Annotated in this window: 24 protein-coding genes; 7 read left to right on the top strand and 17 right to left on the bottom strand. The window is 61.4% G+C overall.

Going from position 1 to position 22,355, the window contains the following annotated elements:
* Positions 1-60 precede the first annotated feature (60 nt).
* From ACZ5IU_RS12050 to sdaAB, 5 genes are all read right to left on the bottom strand, one after another.
* Positions 61-1,383 carry a glycerate kinase type-2 family protein gene (locus tag ACZ5IU_RS12050; protein WP_464417634.1) on the bottom strand — a complete coding sequence of 441 codons (1,323 nt, stop codon included), beginning with the start codon at positions 1,381-1,383 and terminating at the stop codon, positions 61-63.
* A 143-nt stretch (positions 1,384-1,526) separates the two neighbouring features.
* Positions 1,527-1,802, bottom strand: coding sequence for a hypothetical protein (locus ACZ5IU_RS12045; RefSeq protein ID WP_464417632.1), 276 nt, complete (start codon positions 1,800-1,802; stop codon positions 1,527-1,529).
* A gap of 213 nt (positions 1,803-2,015) precedes the next feature.
* Complete coding sequence (locus tag ACZ5IU_RS12040; protein ID WP_464421916.1) at positions 2,016-2,075, bottom strand: hypothetical protein; 60 nt, start codon at positions 2,073-2,075, stop codon at positions 2,016-2,018.
* A gap of 75 nt (positions 2,076-2,150) precedes the next feature.
* Positions 2,151-3,005: an L-serine ammonia-lyase, iron-sulfur-dependent, subunit alpha gene (sdaAA, locus tag ACZ5IU_RS12035; RefSeq protein ID WP_464417630.1), complete on the bottom strand. Its 855-nt coding sequence runs from the start codon at positions 3,003-3,005 to the stop codon at positions 2,151-2,153.
* A gap of 2 nt (positions 3,006-3,007) precedes the next feature.
* Positions 3,008-3,688, bottom strand: coding sequence for an L-serine ammonia-lyase, iron-sulfur-dependent subunit beta (gene sdaAB / locus ACZ5IU_RS12030; protein WP_464417628.1), 681 nt, complete (start codon positions 3,686-3,688; stop codon positions 3,008-3,010).
* An 801-nt stretch (positions 3,689-4,489) separates the two neighbouring features.
* Between sdaAB and ACZ5IU_RS12025 the strand changes: the two genes are divergently transcribed.
* On the top strand, positions 4,490-4,687 hold the full coding sequence (locus ACZ5IU_RS12025; protein ID WP_464417626.1) for a hypothetical protein: 198 nt from the start codon (positions 4,490-4,492) through the stop codon (positions 4,685-4,687).
* A gap of 177 nt (positions 4,688-4,864) precedes the next feature.
* The gene (kynU, locus tag ACZ5IU_RS12020) at positions 4,865-6,142 is read left to right on the top strand and encodes a kynureninase (RefSeq protein WP_464417624.1); all 1,278 of its coding nucleotides are present in this window, start codon (positions 4,865-4,867) and stop codon (positions 6,140-6,142) included.
* Here kynU and ACZ5IU_RS12015 read toward each other — a convergent pair.
* From ACZ5IU_RS12015 to ACZ5IU_RS12000, 4 genes are read right to left on the bottom strand one after another with little or no spacing between them, the layout of a single operon-like run.
* Positions 6,087-6,719 (bottom strand): DNA-3-methyladenine glycosylase I, encoded by a 633-nt coding sequence (locus ACZ5IU_RS12015; protein WP_464417622.1) that lies wholly within the window; start codon positions 6,717-6,719, stop codon positions 6,087-6,089. The genes kynU and ACZ5IU_RS12015 overlap by 56 nt on opposite strands.
* A gap of 7 nt (positions 6,720-6,726) precedes the next feature.
* Complete coding sequence (gene nifU, locus ACZ5IU_RS12010; RefSeq protein WP_464417620.1) at positions 6,727-7,158, bottom strand: Fe-S cluster assembly scaffold protein NifU; 432 nt, start codon at positions 7,156-7,158, stop codon at positions 6,727-6,729.
* Positions 7,159-7,178: 20 nt separating this feature from the next.
* Positions 7,179-8,366, bottom strand: coding sequence for a cysteine desulfurase NifS (gene nifS / locus ACZ5IU_RS12005; RefSeq protein WP_464417618.1), 1,188 nt, complete (start codon positions 8,364-8,366; stop codon positions 7,179-7,181).
* Positions 8,363-8,842: an RrF2 family transcriptional regulator gene (locus ACZ5IU_RS12000; RefSeq protein WP_464417616.1), complete on the bottom strand. Its 480-nt coding sequence runs from the start codon at positions 8,840-8,842 to the stop codon at positions 8,363-8,365. The genes nifS and ACZ5IU_RS12000 overlap by 4 nt, the downstream gene beginning before the upstream one ends.
* Before the next feature lie 228 nt (positions 8,843-9,070).
* On the opposite strand from ACZ5IU_RS12000, the gene ACZ5IU_RS11995 reads away from it, so the two are divergent.
* The 3 genes from ACZ5IU_RS11995 to ACZ5IU_RS11985 are packed head-to-tail and all read left to right on the top strand — an operon-like array spanning position 9,071 to position 11,506.
* A complete protein-coding gene (locus ACZ5IU_RS11995; protein ID WP_464417614.1) occupies positions 9,071-9,997 on the top strand; it encodes a CsgG/HfaB family protein in 927 nt (308 codons plus the stop codon).
* A 26-nt stretch (positions 9,998-10,023) separates the two neighbouring features.
* Positions 10,024-10,869, top strand: coding sequence for a hypothetical protein (locus ACZ5IU_RS11990; protein WP_464417612.1), 846 nt, complete (start codon positions 10,024-10,026; stop codon positions 10,867-10,869).
* 13 nt (positions 10,870-10,882) lie between these two features.
* Entirely contained in the window at positions 10,883-11,506 is a 624-nt protein-coding gene (locus ACZ5IU_RS11985; RefSeq protein WP_464417610.1) for a GGDEF domain-containing protein, read from the top strand.
* Positions 11,507-11,562: 56 nt separating this feature from the next.
* Here the strand turns inward: ACZ5IU_RS11985 and ACZ5IU_RS11980 are convergent, their stop codons facing one another.
* From ACZ5IU_RS11980 to ACZ5IU_RS11950, 7 genes are all read right to left on the bottom strand, one after another.
* On the bottom strand, positions 11,563-12,312 hold the full coding sequence (locus ACZ5IU_RS11980) for an ABC transporter ATP-binding protein (RefSeq protein ID WP_464417608.1): 750 nt from the start codon (positions 12,310-12,312) through the stop codon (positions 11,563-11,565).
* Positions 12,309-13,085 carry an ABC transporter ATP-binding protein gene (locus ACZ5IU_RS11975; RefSeq protein WP_464417606.1) on the bottom strand — a complete coding sequence of 259 codons (777 nt, stop codon included), beginning with the start codon at positions 13,083-13,085 and terminating at the stop codon, positions 12,309-12,311. Before ACZ5IU_RS11975 ends, ACZ5IU_RS11980 begins: the two co-directional genes overlap by 4 nt.
* On the bottom strand, positions 13,085-13,936 hold the full coding sequence (locus tag ACZ5IU_RS11970) for a branched-chain amino acid ABC transporter permease (protein ID WP_464417604.1): 852 nt from the start codon (positions 13,934-13,936) through the stop codon (positions 13,085-13,087). Before ACZ5IU_RS11970 ends, ACZ5IU_RS11975 begins: the two co-directional genes overlap by 1 nt.
* Before the next feature lie 10 nt (positions 13,937-13,946).
* A complete protein-coding gene (locus ACZ5IU_RS11965) occupies positions 13,947-14,828 on the bottom strand; it encodes a branched-chain amino acid ABC transporter permease (protein WP_464417602.1) in 882 nt (293 codons plus the stop codon).
* Between the two features lie 265 nt (positions 14,829-15,093).
* Entirely contained in the window at positions 15,094-16,242 is a 1,149-nt protein-coding gene (locus ACZ5IU_RS11960; protein WP_464417600.1) for an ABC transporter substrate-binding protein, read from the bottom strand.
* Positions 16,243-16,485: 243 nt separating this feature from the next.
* Positions 16,486-17,625: an ABC transporter substrate-binding protein gene (locus ACZ5IU_RS11955; protein WP_464417598.1), complete on the bottom strand. Its 1,140-nt coding sequence runs from the start codon at positions 17,623-17,625 to the stop codon at positions 16,486-16,488.
* A 276-nt stretch (positions 17,626-17,901) separates the two neighbouring features.
* The gene (locus tag ACZ5IU_RS11950; RefSeq protein ID WP_464421913.1) at positions 17,902-18,996 is read right to left on the bottom strand and encodes an ABC transporter substrate-binding protein; all 1,095 of its coding nucleotides are present in this window, start codon (positions 18,994-18,996) and stop codon (positions 17,902-17,904) included.
* 224 nt (positions 18,997-19,220) lie between these two features.
* On the opposite strand from ACZ5IU_RS11950, the gene ACZ5IU_RS11945 reads away from it, so the two are divergent.
* Together ACZ5IU_RS11945 and ACZ5IU_RS11940 are read left to right on the top strand one after the other, a co-directional pair.
* Positions 19,221-20,306 carry a putative NPN-dependent ornithine cyclodeaminase gene (locus ACZ5IU_RS11945; RefSeq protein ID WP_464417596.1) on the top strand — a complete coding sequence of 362 codons (1,086 nt, stop codon included), beginning with the start codon at positions 19,221-19,223 and terminating at the stop codon, positions 20,304-20,306.
* 12 nt (positions 20,307-20,318) lie between these two features.
* Positions 20,319-21,302, top strand: coding sequence for a hypothetical protein (locus tag ACZ5IU_RS11940; RefSeq protein ID WP_464417594.1), 984 nt, complete (start codon positions 20,319-20,321; stop codon positions 21,300-21,302).
* Between the two features lie 13 nt (positions 21,303-21,315).
* On the opposite strand, the gene ACZ5IU_RS11935 is transcribed toward ACZ5IU_RS11940, so the two are convergent.
* Positions 21,316-22,230 (bottom strand): DMT family transporter, encoded by a 915-nt coding sequence (locus ACZ5IU_RS11935; RefSeq protein WP_464417592.1) that lies wholly within the window; start codon positions 22,228-22,230, stop codon positions 21,316-21,318.
* Positions 22,231-22,355: the final 125 nt, after the last annotated feature.

The raw sequence follows: 22,355 nt of genomic DNA, 5'->3' as shown, positions 1-22,355 counted from the left end.
TCTTCCCTCCTGTGTCATGTCAAGAACATCTTCAGAACGGTCGACGAATTCCGCGTTGCATCACCAGGACCGATCGCACAGAACGATCGCGAGATCGTTGACGTTCGTTCCCGTAGGGCCCGTCTTCAGAAGGTCTCCGGCGAGATCGAGCGCATGATACGAATCGTTGTCCCGCAGAAACGCCTCCGGGTCTCCGCCGGCCGTCCGGATCCGTGCCGCCGTATTCCAGTCCGCGATTCCGCCCGCAGCGTCAGTCGGGCCGTCTGAACCGTCGGATCCGACCGAGAGCAGGACAGCCCCACGGATTCCGTCAAGCGAACAGGCCGCCGAGAGTGCGATCTCCTGGTTCCGTCCGCCTAGTCCCCTTCCGGTGACGCGAACGACGGTCTCTCCGCCCGCGATCACCGCGCACGGGCATTCGGCGGGACGGTCCGCCGAAAGTTCCTCGCGTGCGATCGACGCGAGAAAACGGGCTGCTTCACGGGCTTCGCAATTCAACGACGTCGTCAGAACGACGACGCGGTACCCCAGTTCCGCCGCCTTCTCCGCGGCGTGGTCGCAGAGCGTGCGAACGCTGCCGACCACGACGTATTCGCTTTTCGGGAGTACCTTCGGCGTTTCAATCGAAAGACGCCCGGAAAGGGACTCCGGAATGACAATTCCATACCCCGAAAGGATGCGGAACGCCTCGTCCGAGGTCGTACCGTCCGGGGCGGTTGGACCTGACGCGATCGTGTCGGTCCTGTCGCCGAGGACGTCCGAGAGGGCAAGCGTCAGAACGTGCGCGGGACGGGCGGCCAGCGCGAAACGTCCGGCCTTTACCGAAGAGAGCCGCTTCCGGATCGTGTTGATTTCGCGGATGTCGGCGCCGGATTCGAGAAGCCGCCTCGTGACGTTCTCGAGATCCGCGAGACTCACGCCGGGGAGAGGACATTCGAAGAGGGCAGAACCGCCTCCCGAGACGAGGAACAGAACCGTATCCCGTTCGTCGAGGTTTCTCACGGCTTCGAGTGACGCTTCGGCCCCTTTGAGTGAATTGCCGTCCGGAACGGGATGCCCGGCTTCGATGATGTCGAAGTCGCGGAGCGCTCCCCCGGAATGCCCGTACTTCGTGACGACGACGCCCCGCGCGATCCTGTCGCCGAGAAGTCCGAGCGCCGCGTCGGCCATTCGCCACGCGGCCTTTCCGACCGAGACGAGGACGACCCGTCCCGGGAAGGACCTGCCGTCGAGCGCGCGCCGGACAGCGGCCTCGGGGAGACATTCGTCGATCGCCGACCTGGCGATCCGTTCCGCATCGTTCCTGAGCTTCGCCGGCGAACCGGCTTCCCTGCCATCCGTCGTTTCGTCTCCGTCTGTACACGACACGCTTTCTTCATTCATTCGTTTTCCCTCCCGGCTTCGTTTCCGAGAATCCGCCTTCCCCTCCGAAAAAGGACGCCCGCAAGCGTAGCGATGGTGCGTGAAGATCCGTCCTGACGAGCGAAAATCCCGCTCATCTTCCGTTCCGGCGATCTCTTCGCCCTTCAGAGGTTCTTGATGTACTCGATAAACTTCCTGATCGCCTCTCCATTGGTCCACGAGATATTGAAACTCTCGCGGATACGGAGACCGTTTTCGGTCCATGCAAGAACCTGACAGCTGAAATCGTTGTCCGTGAACATCGGATCGAACTTGAAACGGACCTGATAGGAATCGTCCATCGCGAGGATCTTTCCATCCTCCGTCGTAAAGACGCGATACCCCTGTTCGTTCATGACGCTTTCGATGTGCCGCAGCACGATGGTGTTCACCGGCTCCATTCTCAAGACCACCTCCCTGATTATCGAAAAAGTGAAACGATCCGATTTCAAGAATGATACCACCCGAAGGAGGACGAGGGAAAAGACACCGTCCAGAAAGCGGAACGAATATCGGGGAAGGGAAGCGGCGAAGGCGAACCGGAAAGACTCCCGCCTCACGGGAAGGAGGCGCGGCGGCGCTTCCTGACGCCGGTGCGCCCGGACGCTCGTCGTTCACCTTCCGACCCAGTATTCGCTCCCGTCATTTTTTCTGTCGCGGAACCCATAGTCGATCAGAAGACGGCGCAGAGTTTCGTTGAGGGGAGTCCGGACAAGCCGGTCTCCCCTCAGTCGACTTCCGGCTCACGCCTACAACGAAAAATGCCGCACGAGTTCCTTGGCGGTCGGCGTAACCGCAAGCCCTCCCTTTGCCGTTTCCCGTAACGACTCGGGAAGTGCCCGCCCGACGTCACCCATCGCGTCGATGACCTCGTCCGCGGGAAGAAGCGAACGGACCCCCGCAAGCGCGAGATCCGAGGCGAGGATGCTTGGCGCCACAAGAAGCGCATTCCGCTTGATGCATGGAGACTCCACAAGACCACCGACGGGGTCGCAGACGAGTCCGAGGATCGACTTGAAGGTCAGCGCGACGGCGTGTGCGACGGCCTCCGGCGTTCCATCGCGCATTTCGACAAGGGCAGCGGCCCCCATCGCCGCCGCAGCGCCGCATTCGGCCTGACACCCGCCGGAAGCTCCGGCGAGCGTCGCGCGGGCGGCGACGACCTCACCGACCGCCGCCGCCGTTACGAGCCCGCGAAGCAGCGTTTCCCGCGTCGCGTCGCGAAGGTCCCGGAACGCGAAGAGGACTCCGGGCAGAATGCCGCAGCTTCCGGCCGTCGGTGCGGCGACGATCCGCCCCATCGCTGCGTTGTACGTGGCCACGGCCATCGCGATCCGGCTCGCACGAAGGATGAAATCTCCGGAAAGCGTCGTCCCCTCGACCGAAGAGAGGAGCTGCGCCTCGGCGGGAACGATATGCCCCCGCCACCGATTCGCGAGCGATTCCCTGACGGAGAGCTCCATATCGTCGAGTCGCGAAGCGAGGCGCGCCAGGATCGTTTCCTCGGGCGCTCCGGATTCCGCGGATTCAATCCGGAGAGCCTGCATCGAGAAGCGGCATCCGGATTCCGAACACGCGGACAGTATTTCCGAAATCGATCTCATCGTCAGTTCCCTCCCGACGTGCAAAGTTCGACCACCCGCAGAATCGCGGGATGCGCTGCCGCAACCGCGTCGCGAAGGGTTTCGTCCGGCGCTCCGGGGTGGTCGATTTCGGCGACGAGGGACGCGAGCCCGCCTCGTGCCTTCCTGTGGAGCGTCAACGACGCGATGTTGATCCTGCGGTCCGCCATCAGGGCGGCCACCGCCGCAACGACGCCGTGCGTGTCCCTGTGAAAGGTGACGAACGTCGGAAACTCCCCCGTGATCTGCATCCGAAAGCCGTCGATCTCCTGCAGTTCGACGGCGCCGCCTCCGACGGACGCGCCGACCGCTTCGAGCGTTCGACCGTCGCACCCCGTGAACAGGAATCGGGCGGAGTTCGGATGTACCCCCTCGATCTCGTCCCTGTCGAAACGGTACGGGAATCCCCTCTCCGCGGCTATCCCGAGCGCGTCCCTGATTCCGGGATCGTCCGGCATCATTCCGAGCAACCCCGCGACGATAGCCTTGTCCGTCCCGTGCCCCCGGCTCGTAAACGCGAAGCTGCCGCGGAGAAACACGACGACTTCCCGCAAAGGTTCGTTTCCCCAGCAGGCCGACGCCAGCCGCGCGAGTCGCGCAGCCCCGGCGGTATGGCTCGACGAGGGACCGATCATGACCGGTCCGATGATGTCCGCAAAACCCATTCGCTCATCCCCTCCCCGCGGAACGAAAGCGATGCGTTCCGCATCTTTCGGATTAAGGTACCACAGCTTTTCCTGAACGACGTCGGCATCTTCATGCCTTTTGCTCTTTCTGGTACACTCCCTTCTGATCGTCGGCGCTTCCGGATCCATGAGGCGATAACGAGTTGGCGACGATACCCTGGAAAATCGAGACATACCGACCCCTCGGGAAACGGAACGGCCGTCCATTCTCTCCGGAAAGCCGGCGTTCGGCGGCGAGAGATTTACGTACGGAGCCATTCTCGCGGCACTCGCCTCCACGAGTATCATTCCATGCATTCCCATCGCGATTCACCGCATCGCGCGGGACACCGGAATCGAATGCCGTCAGGGCTATTGCTCCGGCGCGCCCTTCGGATGACCATTATCGCTTTCCGACAAAACAAGAATTCCGTAACCGCTTGACAAGTGTCCGGAACGGGTCTATCATCCTACGCAATATGCTGAAAGCTATGTATTTAAAATTTTCGGACAGAAGGAGGGGATCATCATGAGAGCAACGATATCATCCGTTACGAGCAGCCTTCTCCTCGTCCTCGTTATTATCGGCTACGGCGGTCCCCTCGATTTCGGGTCCGGCGATTGAGCCGTATACCTGAAACCGGGAGCCGGGACCGCCGAAAGCGGTCCCGGCTCTTTTTTTTTCTGGGAGGTGATGCGTGAACTTCTGCAGCCACACAGCGCAGCAAAGATGAAGAAAACGGAGGAAAGCCCCGTCGTTCTCATACTGAAGTTCTTATACCGAAAAGGAGATGTGACACCATGGGACAGAAAGAATTCGAGAATCTGACAAATATGTATTCCTATTTCCGTCGCGACGACCGGCACCTGGAAGATATGTTCTCCGGGGCCTGGCGCGGACCTTTCGAGGGCGTCACGTTCTTCCGCCGCATCGACGCGCCCGATGTCTCCCAGCCACTGGACTCCACGTGGCGCGGCCCCTTCGAAGGTCACAGATAGCCGTATTCCGGACATTTCGGTGATCACGTTCCGCGCTTCTCCGGCCTTTTCCGCACCACTGCACGCACTGCGGAAAAAGCCGGAAGAAGCGATGGACACTGAAGCTTCCTGCCCCCCAGCAGCTTCTCATGATGTATACTGTTATCGAATATCATACATTAGGGGGGCTGACGGATAATGGACACGACACGGGAATGGGCGATACGGAAAGACCGGGACGATCCTCTTCGGCATTTCAGGGAACGGTTCTACGTCCCTGACGGGTGCATTTATATGGACGGAAATTCTCTCGGGCTTGCGTCCCGTGACGCAGAAGCGTGCATTCTCAGGGTTCTCGAAGAGTGGAAAACCCTCGGAATCGGCGGCTGGCTCGATGCGAAGCCTGCGTGGTTCACGTTTCCCGAACATGCGGGAGAACTCGTTTCTCCGCTCATCGGAGCGAAAGCGGAGGAGGTCGTCCTCGCCGGATCGACGACGGCGAATCTTCACGTTCTCGTCGCGACGTTCTACCGGCCGCAGGGAACGAGAAAAAGGATCCTCGCGGACGAACAGAACTTCCCCTCGGATCTCTACGCCCTCTCAAGCCAGATTTCGCTCCACGGAGGCTCCCCCGAAAACCTCATCCTCGCGAAAAGCCGCGACGGGCATACGCTCGACGAGGACGCAATCATCGATCTGATGGACGACTCCATCGCGCTCGTCCTGCTTCCTTCCGTCCTGTATCGCAGCGGACAGCTCCTCGACATGGAACGACTCACGCGCGCGGCGCGCGAACGCGGCATCCCGATCGGATTCGACTGCAGCCATTCCATCGGCTCCGTGCCGCACCGCTTCGACGACTGGGGGACCGACTTCGCCTTCTTCTGCTCGTACAAGCACCTCAACGGAGGACCGGGAGCGCCCGCATTCCTCTATGTGAACGAGCGACACTTCGGACGGACTCCCGGGCTCGCCGGGTGGTTCGGGTTCCGCAAGGAACGGCAGTTCGACATGGCCCTCGAGTTCGATCCGCAGCCGACGGCCGGCGCGTGGCAGCTCGGGACGCCGCACATGATGTCCGCCGCGGCCGTCGAAGGGTCTCTCAGGATGTTCGCGGAGGCCGGAATCGACGGGATCCGCAAAAAATCCATCGAACTCACAGGGTATCTCATGGACCTCATCGACGCGGAACTCTCGAAGCCGCCGTACGACTATTCGTATTCGACGCCTCGCGACGCCTCGCGACGGGGCGGGCACGTCGCCGTCGAACATCCGCGCGAGGCGCTCCGGATCTGCGAGGCTCTGAAAACGCGCGGAATCATCCCGGATTTCCGCCCGGACCGCGTCATCCGGATCGCTCCCGTCGCGATGTATTCGACCTTCGAAGAGGTCTGGCTCGTCGCCCGGGCCCTCAGGGAGATCATCGACTCTCTGGAATACGAGAGATTTCCGAAGGGACGACGGGCCGTCTCGTGAGTTCCGCGAATCGGAAGCACGAAACGATGTGGTCGTTGACCATTCCGACCGCCTGCATGTGTGAATAGCACACCGTCGGCCCGATGAACGAGAAGTCGCGTTTTCTGAGATCCCGGCTCATCGCCTCAGAGAGCGGCGTCGACGCGGGGATCTGCGAAACGGCGGCCCATTCGTTGACGATCGGATCACCGTCGACGAAGCGCCACATATACGCGGCGAACGAGCCGAACTCCTCCCGGACACGAAGGAACGCCCGCGCGTTTCCGATCGCGGAGCGGATCTTCGCCGCATTCCGGACAATCCCGGTGTCGGACAGAAGTCGGGCGACGTCCGTGTCATCATAGGACGCGACGCGTTCCGGGTCGAAATCGTCGAAAGCCCGGGCGTATGCGGCGCGTTTCCGCAGGATCGTGATCCAGCTCAGTCCCGCCTGGGCGCCTTCGAGCGTCAGGAACTCGAAGAGCTTCCGGTCGTCGTGAACGGGAACGCCCCATTCCTCATCGTGATACCGCACATAAAGCGGGTCCGTGCCCGGCCAGGGGCATCGGACCCGCTCGTCGTTCCGCTGCGTCGTCATTCTCCGCTCAATGGTGGTGATGGCTGTGTTCTTCGACAAGTTCGTCGTGGGACTTGTCGGCCCACGGCTCGAGGCCGCGCTTCCGGCGGTAGTCGTTTATCGCGGCGTGGATGCATTCCTCGGCGAGAACCGAGCAGTGCATCTTGATCGGCGGCAGACCGTCGAGCGCTTCCGCGACCGCCGTGTTCGTGAGCTTCCACGCATCTTCGAGGGTCCTCCCGAGAACGAGCTCGGTCGCCATGCTCGAGGACGCGATGGCCGAGGCGCATCCGAACGTCTTGAACTTGATATCGGAGATGACGTTATCCATCACCTTGATATAGATTTTCATGATATCCCCGCATTTGGGGTTTCCGACCTGCCCGACACCGTCCGCGTCGGCAATTTCGCCGACGTTCCGAGGGTTCGTGAAATGTTCCATAACGGTCTGGCTGTACATGATTTTCGTCTCTCCTTTATCTAGCGCTTCAGACCCGCGAGATAGTCTTCCCAGAGCGGCGACATCGCCCGTCTCCGCCCGACGATCTCCGTGAGCGTGTCGATCACGGAGTCGATGTCTTCCTGCGTCGTCGTCTCTCCGAGCGTCATCCGCAGCGACCCGTGGGCGAGTTCGTGCGACAGTCCGATGGCCATGAGGACGTGCGACGGATCGAGAGACCCCGAGGAGCACGCGCTGCCCGTCGACGCGGAGATTCCGGCCGCGTTGAGGTCCATGAGCAACGTCTCGCCCTCGACGCCGATGAGGCTGAAATTCGCGTTGTTCGGCAGTCTGCCGTCGCCGCTCGCGCCGTTCAGCTTCGAGTGCGGGATACGTTCCATGACGCCCGAGATGAGCCGGTCCCTGAGGGCGGAGACGCGCCGCGCCTCTTCGTCCATGCGCGAGGCGGCGAGTTCGATCGCCGCTCCGAGACCGACGATCCCCGCGACGTTCTCGGTCGAGGCGCGTCTGCCCTTCTCCTGTCCGCCGCCATGCATATAGGAGCCGATCTTCGTCCCCTTGCGGACGTAGAGGACGCCGACTCCCTTGGGTCCGTAGAATTTGTGGGCCGACATCGAGAGGAGGTCGATCTTCATCTTCTGAACGTCGATCGGAACGTGGGCCGTCGCCTGTACGGCGTCGGTGTGGAAGATAACGCCCAGCTCCCTGCACAGCTCGCCGATCTCCGCGATCGGCTGGATCGTCCCGATCTCGTTGTTCGCGAACATGACGGAGACGAGGATCGTTTCCTTCGTCATCGCCTGCTTCAGATCTTCGAGGCTGATCCGGCCCTCCGCGTCGACATCGAGATAGACGACGTCGAATCCACGTTCCGCGAGGAACTGCCCCGTATGCAGCACGGCGTGGTGCTCGATCTTCGTCGTGATGATCCGCTTTCCCTTCTTCTCGTTCGCCCACGCGACGCCCTGGAGCGCCCAGTTGTCCGCCTCGGTGCCGCTGCTCGTGAAGAAGATCTCATCCGGCGAGCAGTCGAGAACCCGCGCGACCTGTTCCCGCGACTTCCGGATCGCCGTCCGGTTCCGGTCGGAAAAGGAGTAGATCGAGGACGGATTCCCGAAGGATTCCGTAAAATACGGGAGCATCGCCTCGACGACTTTCGGGTGCGTGAACGTCGTCGCCGCATAATCGAGATACACGTGTTTCGTCATGCATCATCCTTCCCTTCCGAAAGCGTTTCGCATACCCCGCCCGTACACGGGGTTCCCTGGAAATGGACCAGCTCCTGATCTTCCGCAAGATCTTCGAGCGTCGTCCCCTCGAGGATCGAATCGATGTTCGTCTTGATCTTCGACCAGAGCCGTCTCGTCGGGCATTCCGGACTTTTGTCGCATCCCGTTCCTTCGAGGCACTCGGAGAATACGATGTTCCCCTCGAGCGCTTCGACGATCGAGGCTGCGGAAATCTCGCCCGGGGGCCGCCCGAGAATGTAGCCCCCCTGGGCTCCGCGAACGCTTTTCACGATGCCGCTCTTCCGGAGTTTCTGAAAGAGCTGCTCGAGATACGTCTCCGAAAGGCCCTGCCTTCGGGCGATATCGCCGATCGGAACCGCCGTTTCTCCGTCGTACCTGGAGCACAGCTCGATCAGCGCCCGAAGCCCGTATCGCGTTTTTGTGGAGAGCTTCATCGTCTCGCCTCCTCTCCTCGCACGCAGGTACGATACTATTTCTTACTAATTTTGTCAAGTATATTGCGGAGACTCGATCTTCCCCGGCGTACCGGATCGGTCCGATGCGTTCAAGATACTTCTGGGATCGACAGAATTCCGTTGAAAAAGCGCATCCGAACCGATAAAGTAATGGCGTTGACGATGCTCCCGGAAAGGGGGCTATCCGTTAGGGGAGGTGTCACCTCAATGAATCATCGTTCTGTCGGTTTCAGGGCTGCTGCAGTCCTTTCGGTTCTTTGCTGCGCATTGGTGTGCTTCGGCATTCCGGCGGAGGCGAAAACGCGGATCGCCATTCTCCAGTTCCAGGACAACGCAGGTTCCGGAGCTCCTGCCGCGGCGATCACTGACATGATGACGACCGAGATCTTCAATACGGGGCTCTTCACCGTCGTCGAACGTTCCCGGCTCGACGCGATCGGCCGCGAACAGGCGCTCGGCGCGTCCGGCCTCGTCGATACGAACACGGCGGTTCAGGTCGGCCGCCTTCTCGGCGTCGACGCCCTCATGACGGGATCCATAACGGAATACAAGTCCGAAACGGGCGGCGGCGTGGTTCCGCTTCCGTTCGGAGGTGTCGCGGTCGGGTCGCATACGGCGTACGTCACGCTCGACGTCCGCGTGATCAACGCACAGACGGGAGAGGTCACGATGGTCGCTCGCGAACGGGGGGCGGCGAACCAGACAATGGGAGGCGTCGCGTACAACTGGGCGGTCTTCGGAACCGGCAAAACCGGCGGCATTCTCGGGGCGGCGACGTACAAGGCCGTTCAGAACGTCGTTCAGAAGCTTCGGGGAATCGCGGCGGCGAGCGGGGCGGGCTCGGCTTCGTTCAACGTGATCGAGGCCGGCGCGAGGGTCCTCATCGACGTCGGCGAAACGAACGGCGGCGCGAAGCCCGGACAGTATTACGCGGTCTTCCGCGAGGGGGATGTCGTCAAGGGGCTCAAGGGAGAGATTCTCGACGTCGAAAAGATCTACACGGCGCTTCTCGTCATCCGCGAGGCAAAGCCGAAGTATTCCGTCTGCGAGATCGTGAGGGGAGCCACGGTCCGCCGCGGAGACAAGGTAGAGCCGTATTTCGGGAAACCGGACGCGCTGAAACTCGGGGAGTAACGATAACCGAAGGAGGGAGACGCCTCATGGATATCCGGATCCGACACACGTTTTTCTGTGTTCTGACGGGACTCTTTCTGCTCGTCGCAACGGGAAGCCTGTACGCGGCGGCCATTCCGACCGGCAAGACGATCGCGGTCGTCATCTACGAATCGACGCGCGACCTGTACACTCCCGGGAAGGGAATCGGAGCGGCTGAGTCGATCGTGAAACGGGAACTCCTCGCGAGCGGATACCCCGTAGTCAACGAGGCTCAGCTCGAGAAGATCAAACGAAGCAAGGCGGCCGCAATGGCTCTTCAGGGAAACGCGGAAGCCATCATGCAGCTCGGAAAATCCTACAACGTAAAGATCCTGCTCCGCGGACAGGCGTCGATGCACGAGCCGAGGCTCAACGAATTCCAGCTCTACACGGCGACGGCGAACATTTCGGTGCAGGCGTACTCGACGGCGAACGGGAAATACATTTTCTCCGACACGATCATGGCCAAAGAGGTCGGCTACACGCCCGACGAGGCCCGTGAAAAGGCGCTCGCAGCCGCGGCGCAGACGATGGCCCGGAACATCATCAGCGGCGAAGGAAGCGCGGGAGGCGTCGGTTCTGACTCCGGTCCCGTCGGCCCGGCCGGGGCGATCAGGCTCGTCGTGACCGGGATATCGTCGTTTTCGCAGGCAAACGAAATTCTCTCGGCCGTTCAGCACACATCCCGCGTCTCAGAGGCCAGGATGACGGGCTACGAGGGCGGAACGGCGACGATCGAACTCAAGAGCCTCGACTCGCCGAAGACCTTCGCGGGGCTTCTCTCGAGAACCGGACTCCAGATCCGGATACAGGGGATCTCGGCGAACACAGTCACCGCGGAGGCATACTAGGAGGGTTCGCGGAATGACCGACGCCGCCGGCAAGACCAACGAGGAGCTCCTGAAGGAACTTGAAGCTCTCCGGAAGCGCATTTTCGAACTGGAAACGCTCGAAGGGCAGCACCGGAAGCTGCACGAGCAGATCGGCGGCATCCAGGAAGATCTCTTCAGGACCGCCACAACGGACCAGCTGACAGGCGTACTCAACCGGCAGTATTTCGAGGATATCCTTGGCCGGGAGATCCTGAAGGTGCGACGCTACGATACCATTGTTTCCGTCCTGCTCCTCGATCTCGACGGGTTCGAGAAGATCAACCGGAAGTACGGCTACGCCGCGGGCGACAGCCTTCTCAAGCTCGTCGCGCGGATCATCGGCGGGTATATCCGGACGTCGGATTCCCTCGCTCGGTGGGACGGGGACAGTTTCGCGATTCTCGCGCCCGTCGATGGGGAGCATTCGATGCAGCTCGCGGAGAAGCTCAAGGATCTCATCGCGGAACACGAAGTCCCCGCGGCCTGCAATTTGCGATCGAGCGTCGGCGTGACGCAGATCGAAGCCGACGACACCGTGGAGACTGCGATGGGGCGCGTGACCGACGCGCTGATCAAGGCGAAGCTCCGCGGCAAGGACACGACGGATATTCTGTAAAAAAACGAAGGGGGCCCCGTACAATCGAGGCCCCCTTCGTTTTCCGTTTCTCCGTACTAGGCTTTTTTCGCGGAACGGGCGGCGCCCGTTCCGAGGTAGGCGGCGGTGACCTCCGGATTCACGAGGAGGTCTTTCGCGTCTCCCTCGAGAACGACGCGTCCAGTCTGGAGGACGTACCCCCGGTGCGACAGCAGCAGCGCCTGACGGGCGTTCTGCTCCACGAGAAGGATCGTGACCTTCTCATCGTTGATCCGCCGGAGCTCTCTGAAGATATCCTTGATGATGATCGGCGCGAGTCCGAGCGACGGCTCGTCGAGCAGCAGGAGACGGGGCCGCGACATGAGCGCCCGCGCGATGGCGAGCATCTGCTGTTCCCCGCCGGAGAGCGTCCCCGCGTATTGCGACGAGCGCTCCCTGAGGCGCGGGAAGAGCGTGTAGACCCACTCGAGGTCCTCTCCGATCTTCGAGCGGTCCGTGCGAGGGAACGCCCCCATCGTGAGGTTCTCGACGACCGTGAGCGGCGCGAAGATCCGCCGTCCTTCAGGAACGAGAGAAACCCCCTGCCGGACAACCTGGTAGTTGCGCCTTTCGAGTGGCGCTCCCTGTATCCTGATATCTCCGGCCTCCCGGGAAACCTGTCCGATGATCGCGTTCATGAGCGTCGACTTCCCCGCTCCGTTCGAGCCGATGACGCAGACGATTTCCCCCTCGTACACCTTCAGGGCGACACCCCGGAGCGCCGCGATGGCCCCGTAGCTCACCTTCAGGTCCGTGACCTCGAGGAGCGGTGTGCGTTCTTCCGTCATGCCGTTTCCTCCTCATCCCCGAGATAGGCCTTCAGAACCTCCGGCTGTCGCTGGATCTCTTCCGGACCGCCTTCGGCGATCTTCGCGCCGAAGTTCATGCAGACGATGTGCGGGCATATTTCCATCACGAGGTCCATGTGATGCTCGATCACGATGATCGTCAGCCCGAAGTCGCGGTGAATGCCCGTTATGAGGTCGTTGAGCGCGAAGACCTCTTCGGGATTCATTCCCGCCGCCGGTTCGTCGAGCAGCAGGAGCTTCGGGGCGAGCGAAAGCGCGCGGGCGATTTCGAGCCGTCGCTGGTAGCCGTAGGGAAGCGTTCCCGCGTCCTGAAGCGCCCGGTCCGCGAGTCCGACCCGATCGAGAAGCTCCATGCTCCGCTCGCGGATCTTCCGCTCGGTCCCGCGCCACCGGCCGAGGTGCGTGACTCCCTCCCAGAAGGCGTACGGGAAGCCGTTCTGCGCCGCCGTCATGACGTTTTCGAGGACCGTCGAGCGCTGGAAGAGACGCAGGTTCTGGAACGTCCGCGCGATGCCCCTGCGGATGACTTCGTAGGCTCTGAGCGGTGTGATGTCGACGCCGTCGAACACGATGTTCCCCTGATCGGGGTCGTAGACGCCCGTGATCAGGTTGAATACGGTCGTTTTGCCGGCGCCGTTCGGACCGATGAGTCCCATGAGTTCGCCCGGCTCCACCGAGAACGAGATCGCGTCGACCGCCCGGACGCCTCCGAATGTCTTCGTGATGTTCGCGAGTTCGATGATCGCTGCCATCAGGAATCCCTCCGTACGAGCCGCCGGAAGAACGACGGAAGTTCGCGGTTGCCGAGGATGCCCTCGGGCCTCAGGACCATGATGACGACGAGGACGGCGCCGTAGATGAGCATCCGGTACTGGGAGATCGGACGGAACAGCTCCGTGACGAGCGTGATGACGACCGTTCCGATCAGGGTTCCGCTCATGGATCCCAATCCGCCGAAGACGACGACCGCCGTCAGCTCCGTGGATTTCATCATGTCGAACATGACGGGCTGGATGAACGAGAGAAAGCCGCCGAGAAGCGCTCCGGCGACTCCGCAGTAGAACGCCGAGATCACGAGCGCGAGGACGCGGATGTTCGCCGTGTTGAAGCCGAGGAGCGACGCGGCGATGTAGTCATCGCGGCATGCCTTGCACGCGCGTCCGTACCGGCTGTTGATGAAGTTGAACATGAAGAGCGTCAGGATCAGAAAGGCTCCGACGGCCACCGGAAGCGTCGTGTACGGGTCGATCCCGGGGTAGCCGCGCGCGCCTCGCGTGACGGACTGCCAGTTCTCGAGGATCAGGCGGATCGCCTCGCCGAGTCCGAGCGACGCGATGGCGAAGTAGTCGCCCATGAGTTTGAGCGTCGGCACTCCGATGAAGTACGCGACGATCATCGCCATGACTCCCCCGGCTACGATCGCCGGGAACCAGTGGACCGAGTACTGAACGGTCAGGATCGCGGTCGTGTACGCGCCGAGGGCCATGTATGCCGCGTGTCCGAGCGAGAACACTCCCGTGAAGCCCGTGAGAAGCGAGACGCCGATTCCCGCGATCGCGTTGATGCAGAGCAGGATGATGATTCCTTCGGTATATCCGGACATGGGGATCACCCTAGACCTTTTCGCTGACGTTCTTGCCGAAGAGTCCCGACGGCTTCACGAGCAGCGTGATGACGAGGAGCGAAAAGACGACGAGATCCCTCAGCTGGCTCGAGATGAAACCGGCCGTGAGCATCTCTGCGAGTCCGAGGATGATGCTCCCCACGACCGCTCCCGGAAGGCTTCCGAGACCGCCGATGACGGCCGCGACGAACGCCTTGATCGTGATGCCTCCGAGCTGCGGATACAGCGTGTAGCGCACGGAGAGGAAGATGCCGCCGACGGCCGCCAGCGCGCCCGCGACGAAGAAGACGATCGAGACGAGAAGATTCACGTTGACTCCCATGAGTCCCGCGGTCCTGAGGTCGTATGCGGCCGCGCGGATCGCGAGGCCCCATTTCGTGCGGAGCAGGAAGATCTGGAGCGCTCCGAGGAAGACGACCGAGGCGACGAGCGACAGAAGATCGAACGCGCTGGTCGTCGCGAGGCCGAAGAGGCTGACGGGGCTCGTCGGAATGACCGGGGGCAGCGCCCGGAAACGGCCTCCGACGAAGATGACGAAGAGGTTTTCGATGACGATGCTCATGCCCATGGAGGCGATGAGGAGATAGAGCGTGACGTTCGTGCGTTCCCGTATCGGTTTGTACGCGAGGCGTTCCGTCATGACCGCGACGATTCCCGCCCCAACGAGGGACATCGCGCTCGCGATCCAGATGTTCGCTCCGAGCGCCTTCAGCGCTGCGTAACACGCATATCCTCCGACCACGAGAAATCCTCCGTGGGCGAAGTTGGAAAAGAGCAGTATCGAATAGACCAGACTGTAACCAACCGCTATCAGTGCATAGACAGACCCCAGAGACAATCCGTTGATGACCTGCTGCAGAAATGTTTCCAACCCGTGGCTCACCTCTTTCTTCATGCTGTGTTCGATTCTGAGACGTATCTCGTGGAACGGAAAAGAACGGAACAGCTCTTTCAAACGCTGCGGTCGTACAGACGGAGAAAAACACACTTCCATTGCTTCCGGAGCCGGGCGGCACACGGGAGTCGATAAAAGAGCGAGCGACGGACCGAACGGTCCGCCGCTCGGCTTGAAGACACCCGACCGGGGTGATTGTATCACTAATTCGTTCGTGACGAAGGAATCAATTCCGTTTTTTTTATTGCGGTCTGATCTTTTTGAAGAAGACGCTCTTTCCATCCCGAACCATCAGCACGACCGCGTCCTTGTCGAGCGGATTGTGCGTCTTCGGATCCATCGTCAGCGTCGCGTGATGCAGTTTCAGTTCCTTCGTCGCCTCGAGCGCGTCGCGGATCGCCTTCGGCTCCGCGGCTCCGGCGCGCGCGATCGCGTCGGCGAGCCAGTAGAGGCTGTCGTACGCGAGGACGGCGATCGCGAATTCCTGGCAGTCGTCGTTGTACTTCGCCTTGTAGGCATCGAAGAAAGACTTCATCGCCGGATCCTGCCGCGCGAGATGATACATCCAGTACGATCCGTCGAGCGCCTTGCCCGCGATCTCGACCATGAACTCGCCGTACCCGTCGCCGCCGACGTAGATGATATCCTTCATGCCGAGTTCACTCGCCTGCTTGATCGGCAACGCGAGATCCTTGCCGATGTTCGGAAGCACGAGGATCTCGGCGTCGCTCGCCTTGATCTGCGTGAGCTGCGCGCGAAAATCCATATCCTGGCCGCCGCGGAATCCGTAGTCGGCGACGACTGCGCCGCCGTACTCCGTGAAGCTCTTCGTAAAGTATTCGCGAAGGCCCTGCGAATAATCGCTGCCGACGTCGTAGAGAATCGCGGCCCTTTTCTTCCCGAGCTCCTTCGCCGCGAAGTACCCGATCAGACGGCCCTGGTACGGATCGATGAAGCAGATCCGGAACATGTAGGGACGCACGGCGCCCTTTTCGTCGACCGTCACGAGCGGGTTCGTCGACAGGGTTCCGATCTGCGGAATCCCGGCGCGGTTCACGAGGGGAGCGGTCGCGATGTTCGCTCCGCTGGACGCAGATCCGAGGATCGCGACGACCTTGTCGTGGTCGATGAGTCGTCGCACGGCGTTGACGGCGTCCTCCGGACGCGACTTGTAGTCGTAGATGACGATCTCGAGCTTTTTCCCGAGGACTCCGCCCTTCGCGTTGATTTCTTCCGCAGCGAGTTTGACCGCATTGACTTCGGGCTGGCCGTATGCGGCGAAATCCCCGGTGATTCCGGCGAGATACCCGACCTTGATGACGTCATCCGCCCATGCGCCGGAAGCGACACAGACGAACGCAACCTCGAGGAGCAACAGCAACTTTCTCATAACCCCCACCTCCGAGACGTCTGCCGGACATCGCGAATGGCGTCATTCCCGACATCCGATCCGATATAGTATCCGATATACGATATCCTAATGACAGGCGTCCTCTTTGTCAACGGCGGTATCGTCCCTGCGCTCTGAGGATCGGGAATTGCGCGCAAAAAAAGGCCGCTTTCCTTTGGGAAAGCGGCCTTCCGGTTCCTGGATCTTCTGATAGAAACCGCGATATCGCGGTCTTTCCGTCCTCTACGGCTTGATCTTCTTGCTGAAGACGGCCTTCTTCGCCTTAATGTCCGCGACGAGGATGATTCCATCCTTGTCCTTCGGATTGTGGAACTCGTCCATCGTCAGCGTCGCGTGCATGAGCTTCAGGTTCTTCGTCTTCTCGAGCGCCTCGCGGATTTTCACGGGGTCGTCGCTGCCCGCCCGCTCGATCGCGTCCTTGACCCAGTAGACGCAGTCGTAGGCCATGACCGCATTCATGAATTCCATGCATTCGGTCTTCGTCTGCTCCTCGTACTTCTTGAAGAAGCCCTGCAACGCCGGGTCGGCCTTGTCGACGTGGCTCACCCAGTAGGTGTCCTTCATGGCGTCGCCGGCGATCTCCCACATGAAGTCGCCATAGCCGTCGCCGCCGATGATCTCGACGGTGATTCCGAGTTCGCGGGCCTGCTTGACCGCGAGCGGAAGACACTTGCCCATCGTCGGAATGACGAGGACGTCGGGATTCTTCTGCTTGATAACGGTGAGCTGCGCCCGGAAATCGACGTCTTCGCCCCTGTGCCCTTCATCGGCCACAACGGTTCCGCCGTAGTCCTTGAACGACTTGATGAAGAACTCGCGAAGCCCCTGGGAGTAGTCGCTGGAGACGTCATAGAGGACTGCGGCGTTCTTCTTCTTGAGCGTCAGCGCCGCAAAGTTCGCGATCATCTTCCCCTGATAGGGATCGAGGAAGCAGATCCGGAAGTTGTACGGGCGGACCTTGCCCTTCTCGTCGACGGTCACGAGGGGGTTCGTGGGAAGCGTTCCGATATGGGGGACCTTTCCGCGGTTGAAGACGGACGACGCGGCGATACAGAGTCCGCTGCCGCTCGGTCCGATGACGGCGCAGACCTTGTCCTGTTCGACGAGGCGCCGGGCCGCGTTGACCATATCCTCCTGCCTCGTGCGGCAGTCGTACATGACGAGTTCGATCTTCTTGCCGAGGATGCCGCCCTTCGCGTTGATCTCGTCGACCGCTATCTTGACCGACTCGACCTCCGCCACGCCGTACGCCGCGAAATCGCCCGTCACCGTGGCGATCTCGCCGAGCTTGATCGTATCCGCTGCGAATGCCGGAACCGCGACGAGGAACAGAAGACACAAGAGGCCTGCTACCTTACGCATACTGCTGAAACCACCCATACGTATTACCCCCCTATCCTGTTTTTGTTCCTGGTGCCAGACTCCACTGCATTTCCTGCTTCCCTGAGGCGCGCATCGCTTCAGCATGAAAACATGCTGCAACTACAGCCACAATGAACGATTCATTGCGACCAGGAACATGATACTACAAAAACCGGGATTTCGCAGGACGGACTTTTGAGGGGTATAGAGGGGTATATCGGAACGCGAAAGGGGCGGTCTCCTTCGAAGGAGACCGCCCCTTTAACGCTGTTTCCCCTAAGGCTTGATTTTCTTGAAGTACTGCCCTTTGCCGTCCTTCGCGATCAGGACGACGCCGTCCTTGTCGAGCGGGTTGTGCGTCTTCGGATCCATCGTGATCGTCGCGTGGTGGAGCTTCAGATCCTTCGTCACCGCAAGCGCTTCGGCGATGGCCTTCGGATCGGCCTTGCCGGCGCGCGCCATGGCGTCGGCGACGAGGTAGATGGAGTCGTAGCCGAGAACGCCGTTGACGAATTCCTTGCAGTCGTCGCTCCACTTTTCCTTGTATGCCTTGAAGAACGGCTGCATCGCGGGATCTTCGGGCGCAACGTGGTTGATCCAGTAGGAGCCTTCCATCGCCTTTCCGGCGATCTCCCACATGAACTCGCCGTATCCGTCGCCGCCGACGAAGACGATCTCGTTCATTCCGAGCTCGCGGGCCTGCTTCATGATCAGGGCCATCTCCTTGCCCATGTTCGGAAGCACGAGGACATTCGCCTTTTTGTCGCGGATCTCGGTGAGCTGCGCACGGAAGTCGACATCCTGGCCGCCCCGGAATCCGAGGTCGGCGACGACCTTGCCGCCGTATTCTCCGAAGCTTTTCATGAAGAATTCCCGGAGCCCCTGCGAATAGTCGTTGCCGACGTCGTACAGGATCGCCGCATCGAGCTTTTTCAGTTCCTTCGCCGCAAAGAAGGCGATGAGCTTGCCCTGGTATGGGTCTGTAAAGCAGATCCGGAAGGAGAATGGGCGGACTGTGCCCTTTTCGTCGACGGTGACCAGCGGGTTCGTCGAAACGGTGCCGAGCTGGAGAACACCGAGCCGGTTCACGACCGGAGCCGTGGCGATATTGATTCCGCTCCCGTTCGCGCCCACGATGGCGAGGACCTTGTCCTGCTCGATCATCCGGCGGACGGCGTTGACCGCGTCTTCCGCCCGTGTCCGGAAGTCGTACACTACAAGTTCAAGCTTCTTTCCGAGGATGCCGCCCTTTGCGTTGATCTCGTCGACCGCGAGCTTCGCGGCCTTTTCCTCCGTCTGACCGTAGGCGGCCCAGTCGCCCGTCAGCGCCGCGAGATACCCGATCTTCAGCGTATCCGCCGCAAGCGCCATCCCGCAGGAAAACAGAAGCAGTGCCCCAATCAGTCCGCAGAACACGAACTTTTTCAATCCCTATCCCCTCCTGAAAATTAGTTTCCTTATAGCATATACATTGTACTACGCTTTAGTCGCGATATCAATTCGAATTACGCTCCATCCGGAGAAAAATCGGAAGAGTGTATAATGTCCGGGATGCGATACGCGGCGCAACAGCCGCCACATCGGAGGGGATTTGTATGGGTTTCGAGCTTCCCGCGTACAATGCGCCGGATTTTTCGAAGGAGCCGCTCGTATCGGCCCCGGATGTCCGGACGGCGGTCGTGGATCGGGATGGGGTCGCTCCCGAAGGGTTCCATGCGTTTTCCATCTATCCGGAATACTTCAGGATCTCCGGAGAATGGACGCTCGCGACCGAAAGCCGGATGGACTGCGTCCCGGTCGTCCGCGATTCCGGCAGCGTCGACGTCGTCGAGTTCCGCAGACTTCGCGCCGGAGACCGGGTCGTTCTCGGTCGTTCCGAGGATGGGAGCGAGGGCATCTGCGTCCATTGCACCGGATTCGAATGCACGGAGTGCGACGGGGAAATCTTCAGCTTCAGGACCGGTCGATCCCGCGAAACGGCGTATTCCAAGGACTACGACACGCTGTACGAGCTGCTCCGCTACGAGCGCGACCATGGTTCGATCGTATGGGTGCTCGGTCCGGCTGTCGTCTTCGACTACGATTCCCGCGAGGCAATGACGACCTTGATCGAACGCGGATACGTCGATGCCCTTCTCGCGGGAAACGCCCTCGCGACGCACGACCTCGAGGGAGCGATGCTCGGCACGGCCCTCGGTCAGGACATCTACACGCAGGAACAGGTCCGAGGAGGACACTACCACCATCTCGAGGTCATCAACCGGGCCCGCCGGTCGGGATCGCTCGAGGCGTTCGTCAGGGACCACGAACTCTCTTCCGGCGTCATCTGCGCGGCGCTCCGGAGAAAGCTCCCCATCGTCCTCGCCGGGTCGATCCGCGACGACGGGCCGCTTCCCGGAGTCTGCGGCAACGCCTATGAAGCGCAGGATGCGATGCGGACCCATCTGCGCCGCGCGACGACGGTCGTCGCCCTCGCGACGCAGCTCCACACGATCGCGTCCGGAAACATGACGCCGGCGTTCACGGTCGTGGACGGATGGATACGCCCCGTTTTCATCTATTCCGTGGATGTTTCCGAATTCGCGGTGAACAAACTTCGGGATCGGGGGTCGCTCGAAGTCGTCCCGATCGTCGCCAACGTCCAGGACTTTCTCGTTCATCTCAAGAACCGGCTCGACTAGAGGAAAACGACGATGGACCGCGACGGGATTCTTCTCCGCTTCGACTCCGGACACCCATTCTGGCCACGTGACCTTCTGCTCTCGGAAGGGGCCTCCGGCTCCGGAATCGATTCGCTCGTTTCCGATGGCGTCCTCGCCGGCGACGACGACGCGATGTTCCTCACCCCCGAGGGGGCTTCGTCCTTCCGGCGACTCGCGGCGGAGTGCTTCCTCGAAGCCGAACCCGGACATCCGTCAGGAGAGGCGGGGTCGCATGTCTTCCGCGTCAGGCTCGAGACCGCCTTCCGGCGAAGTTTCGTGCAGCAGGGAGGAACGAGAGAATTCCGCCCCGGCGAGCGGATGCGGTACGTTCCGGCGCCGCCCGACGACGCCGTGGTCCGACTCGCCGGCGGGCGCCCCGTATGGCTCGCCGGAAAAAACGAGTGGGTACGGGCGTTCAGACTTCGTTTCCCCAATACGGGAATGGGAGCGCGAACAGGCTTTCCGTCGCCGGACGATGTCCGTTCGTGGCTCGCCGAAACAGGCGTCCGCGCCGGAGAGCTGGATGTCGATCTCCTGATGCTGTGCGGGTACGACATCCAGCACTATATTCATTTTCCGCCGCACCCGAACGATACTGCGGGACTCCTGAACCGGGACCGGTATTTCTGCTTCCGGACTCCCGGGTCCGCGTCCGTCGAGGCGCTCCTCGCGACGACGGGCCGGATGCATCGCGTCATGGAGTATCTCAGGAGGGCCGTCATTCCGGGCTACGTCGACCGCGACTCGCAGGACCAGGACCAGATCAACTGGCTCGTGTTCGCATCGGAGGCCGAACGGGAGACGGAACGCATCGCCGCTCTGCTTTCTCCGTTCGGGGAGGACCTGACGGCGCCGGCCTTTCCGTTCGAGGTCTGGGGGATATCGGTCGAATCGCTTCTGTCCGTCCGGACTCCTTTCGACAACGTCCACGAACTGTTCGCGTCGCAGGCGCGCCCGATCCGAAGAATCGCCTGAGCCCTTCCGCCGATCAGGTCGTCGCCTCCGACGTCTCTTCGAGCGATGCGGCGCACACGGCGCCAACGATGACGCCGGCGCCGACGATCTCGTTCCACGCCGGCGCCTGTCCGAGCCAGAAGGCCGCGATCGCCATCGCCGTTACGACCTCGTTCATGCCGATGATGCTCGCCATCGACGCCCGAACCGTCCGGAGACCGAAGAAGTACAGCGTCCACCCGCCGACGCTCGCGAAAAGACCGAGATACACCATGAGCGAGATCTGACGGGAGGAAAGCGCAAGCAGATCGCCCCACCCCGAGGCGATCGTCTTGTCGAGCGACAGCCACAGGAGGCCGAAGACCTGGCTGTAGAACAGGAGCGTCCCCTGGGAGACGAAGCCCGTCTGGGCCGAGAGCCTCCCGAACAGGGAATAGCTCGCCATCGCGACGGCCGTCGCGAACGACCAGAAGAGCCCGATGCCCGATACGGCCGCGACGCCGTCCACGAACGACGGGAAGACCGCGATCAGGATTCCGGCGAGGGACAGGAACGCGAGAAGGAGCTTTCGCGCCGAGAGGGCCTCGCGGTTGATGAAGACGGCCGCGACCGCCGTCATGAGCGGGTATGTGGCGATGACGACCTCGTTCAGCGCGACGGAGAGATGCGACAGGGCCCGGAAGAAGCCTGCATACATCCCGTAGGTTCCGAAAAGGCCGAAGATCGCCAGAAAGAACCCCTGCCTCCATGAGATCCGGAAGTCCCGCGGCGAGCGGAAAATCAGCCAGAGGCCGAACCCGGACAGCATGAAGACGGCCCGCGACCACGCGACCGTTCCCATGTCCGTCCCGAGCATCGCCAGCGCCTTTCCGGCGGGCCCCATCGTTCCCCAGATGAAGCTCGCCGCAACGACGCAGAGTATCCCCCGAAACCGACCGAAGACGATCATACGCGCCTCCCCAGAGTCCGTCAGAATGGTCCCTCGGGACAGACTATACCATACCATTTTTCCGGAGAAATCCGCCCGTTGCGTCCCGGGAACGGATATTCTTCCGCTGTGGATTCCCGAAAGCA

The organism is Lactivibrio alcoholicus (assembly GCF_055390895.1).
The sequence above is the reverse complement of the archived record's forward strand: the minus strand, read 5'-3'. Positions and strand labels throughout refer to the sequence as shown.

Excerpts from the sequence above, each read along its gene's own strand:
- ACZ5IU_RS11960 (WP_464417600.1), bottom strand. The coding sequence starts at position 16,242 with ATGAGAAAGTTGCTGTTGCTCCTCGAGGTTGCGTTCGTCTGTGTCGCT.
- kynU (WP_464417624.1), top strand. The coding sequence starts at position 4,865 with ATGGACACGACACGGGAATGGGCGATACGGAAAGACCGGGACGATCCT.
- ACZ5IU_RS11955 (WP_464417598.1), bottom strand. The coding sequence starts at position 17,625 with ATGCGTAAGGTAGCAGGCCTCTTGTGTCTTCTGTTCCTCGTCGCGGTT.
- ACZ5IU_RS11970 (WP_464417604.1), bottom strand. The coding sequence starts at position 13,936 with ATGTCCGGATATACCGAAGGAATCATCATCCTGCTCTGCATCAACGCG.
- ACZ5IU_RS12000 (WP_464417616.1), bottom strand. The coding sequence starts at position 8,842 with ATGAAGCTCTCCACAAAAACGCGATACGGGCTTCGGGCGCTGATCGAG.
- nifS (WP_464417618.1), bottom strand. The coding sequence starts at position 8,366 with ATGACGAAACACGTGTATCTCGATTATGCGGCGACGACGTTCACGCAC.
- ACZ5IU_RS12015 (WP_464417622.1), bottom strand. The coding sequence starts at position 6,719 with ATGACGACGCAGCGGAACGACGAGCGGGTCCGATGCCCCTGGCCGGGC.
- ACZ5IU_RS11950 (WP_464421913.1), bottom strand. The coding sequence starts at position 18,996 with ATGGCGCTTGCGGCGGATACGCTGAAGATCGGGTATCTCGCGGCGCTG.
- nifU (WP_464417620.1), bottom strand. The coding sequence starts at position 7,158 with ATGTACAGCCAGACCGTTATGGAACATTTCACGAACCCTCGGAACGTC.
- ACZ5IU_RS11940 (WP_464417594.1), top strand. The coding sequence starts at position 20,319 with ATGGACCGCGACGGGATTCTTCTCCGCTTCGACTCCGGACACCCATTC.
- ACZ5IU_RS11985 (WP_464417610.1), top strand. The coding sequence starts at position 10,883 with ATGACCGACGCCGCCGGCAAGACCAACGAGGAGCTCCTGAAGGAACTT.
- ACZ5IU_RS11935 (WP_464417592.1), bottom strand. The coding sequence starts at position 22,230 with ATGATCGTCTTCGGTCGGTTTCGGGGGATACTCTGCGTCGTTGCGGCG.
- ACZ5IU_RS11980 (WP_464417608.1), bottom strand. The coding sequence starts at position 12,312 with ATGACGGAAGAACGCACACCGCTCCTCGAGGTCACGGACCTGAAGGTG.
- ACZ5IU_RS12045 (WP_464417632.1), bottom strand. The coding sequence starts at position 1,802 with ATGGAGCCGGTGAACACCATCGTGCTGCGGCACATCGAAAGCGTCATG.
- ACZ5IU_RS11995 (WP_464417614.1), top strand. The coding sequence starts at position 9,071 with ATGAATCATCGTTCTGTCGGTTTCAGGGCTGCTGCAGTCCTTTCGGTT.
- sdaAA (WP_464417630.1), bottom strand. The coding sequence starts at position 3,005 with ATGAGATCGATTTCGGAAATACTGTCCGCGTGTTCGGAATCCGGATGC.
- ACZ5IU_RS12050 (WP_464417634.1), bottom strand. The coding sequence starts at position 1,383 with ATGAATGAAGAAAGCGTGTCGTGTACAGACGGAGACGAAACGACGGAT.
- ACZ5IU_RS11945 (WP_464417596.1), top strand. The coding sequence starts at position 19,221 with ATGGGTTTCGAGCTTCCCGCGTACAATGCGCCGGATTTTTCGAAGGAG.
- ACZ5IU_RS11975 (WP_464417606.1), bottom strand. The coding sequence starts at position 13,085 with ATGGCAGCGATCATCGAACTCGCGAACATCACGAAGACATTCGGAGGC.
- sdaAB (WP_464417628.1), bottom strand. The coding sequence starts at position 3,688 with ATGGGTTTTGCGGACATCATCGGACCGGTCATGATCGGTCCCTCGTCG.
- ACZ5IU_RS11990 (WP_464417612.1), top strand. The coding sequence starts at position 10,024 with ATGGATATCCGGATCCGACACACGTTTTTCTGTGTTCTGACGGGACTC.
- ACZ5IU_RS12025 (WP_464417626.1), top strand. The coding sequence starts at position 4,490 with ATGGGACAGAAAGAATTCGAGAATCTGACAAATATGTATTCCTATTTC.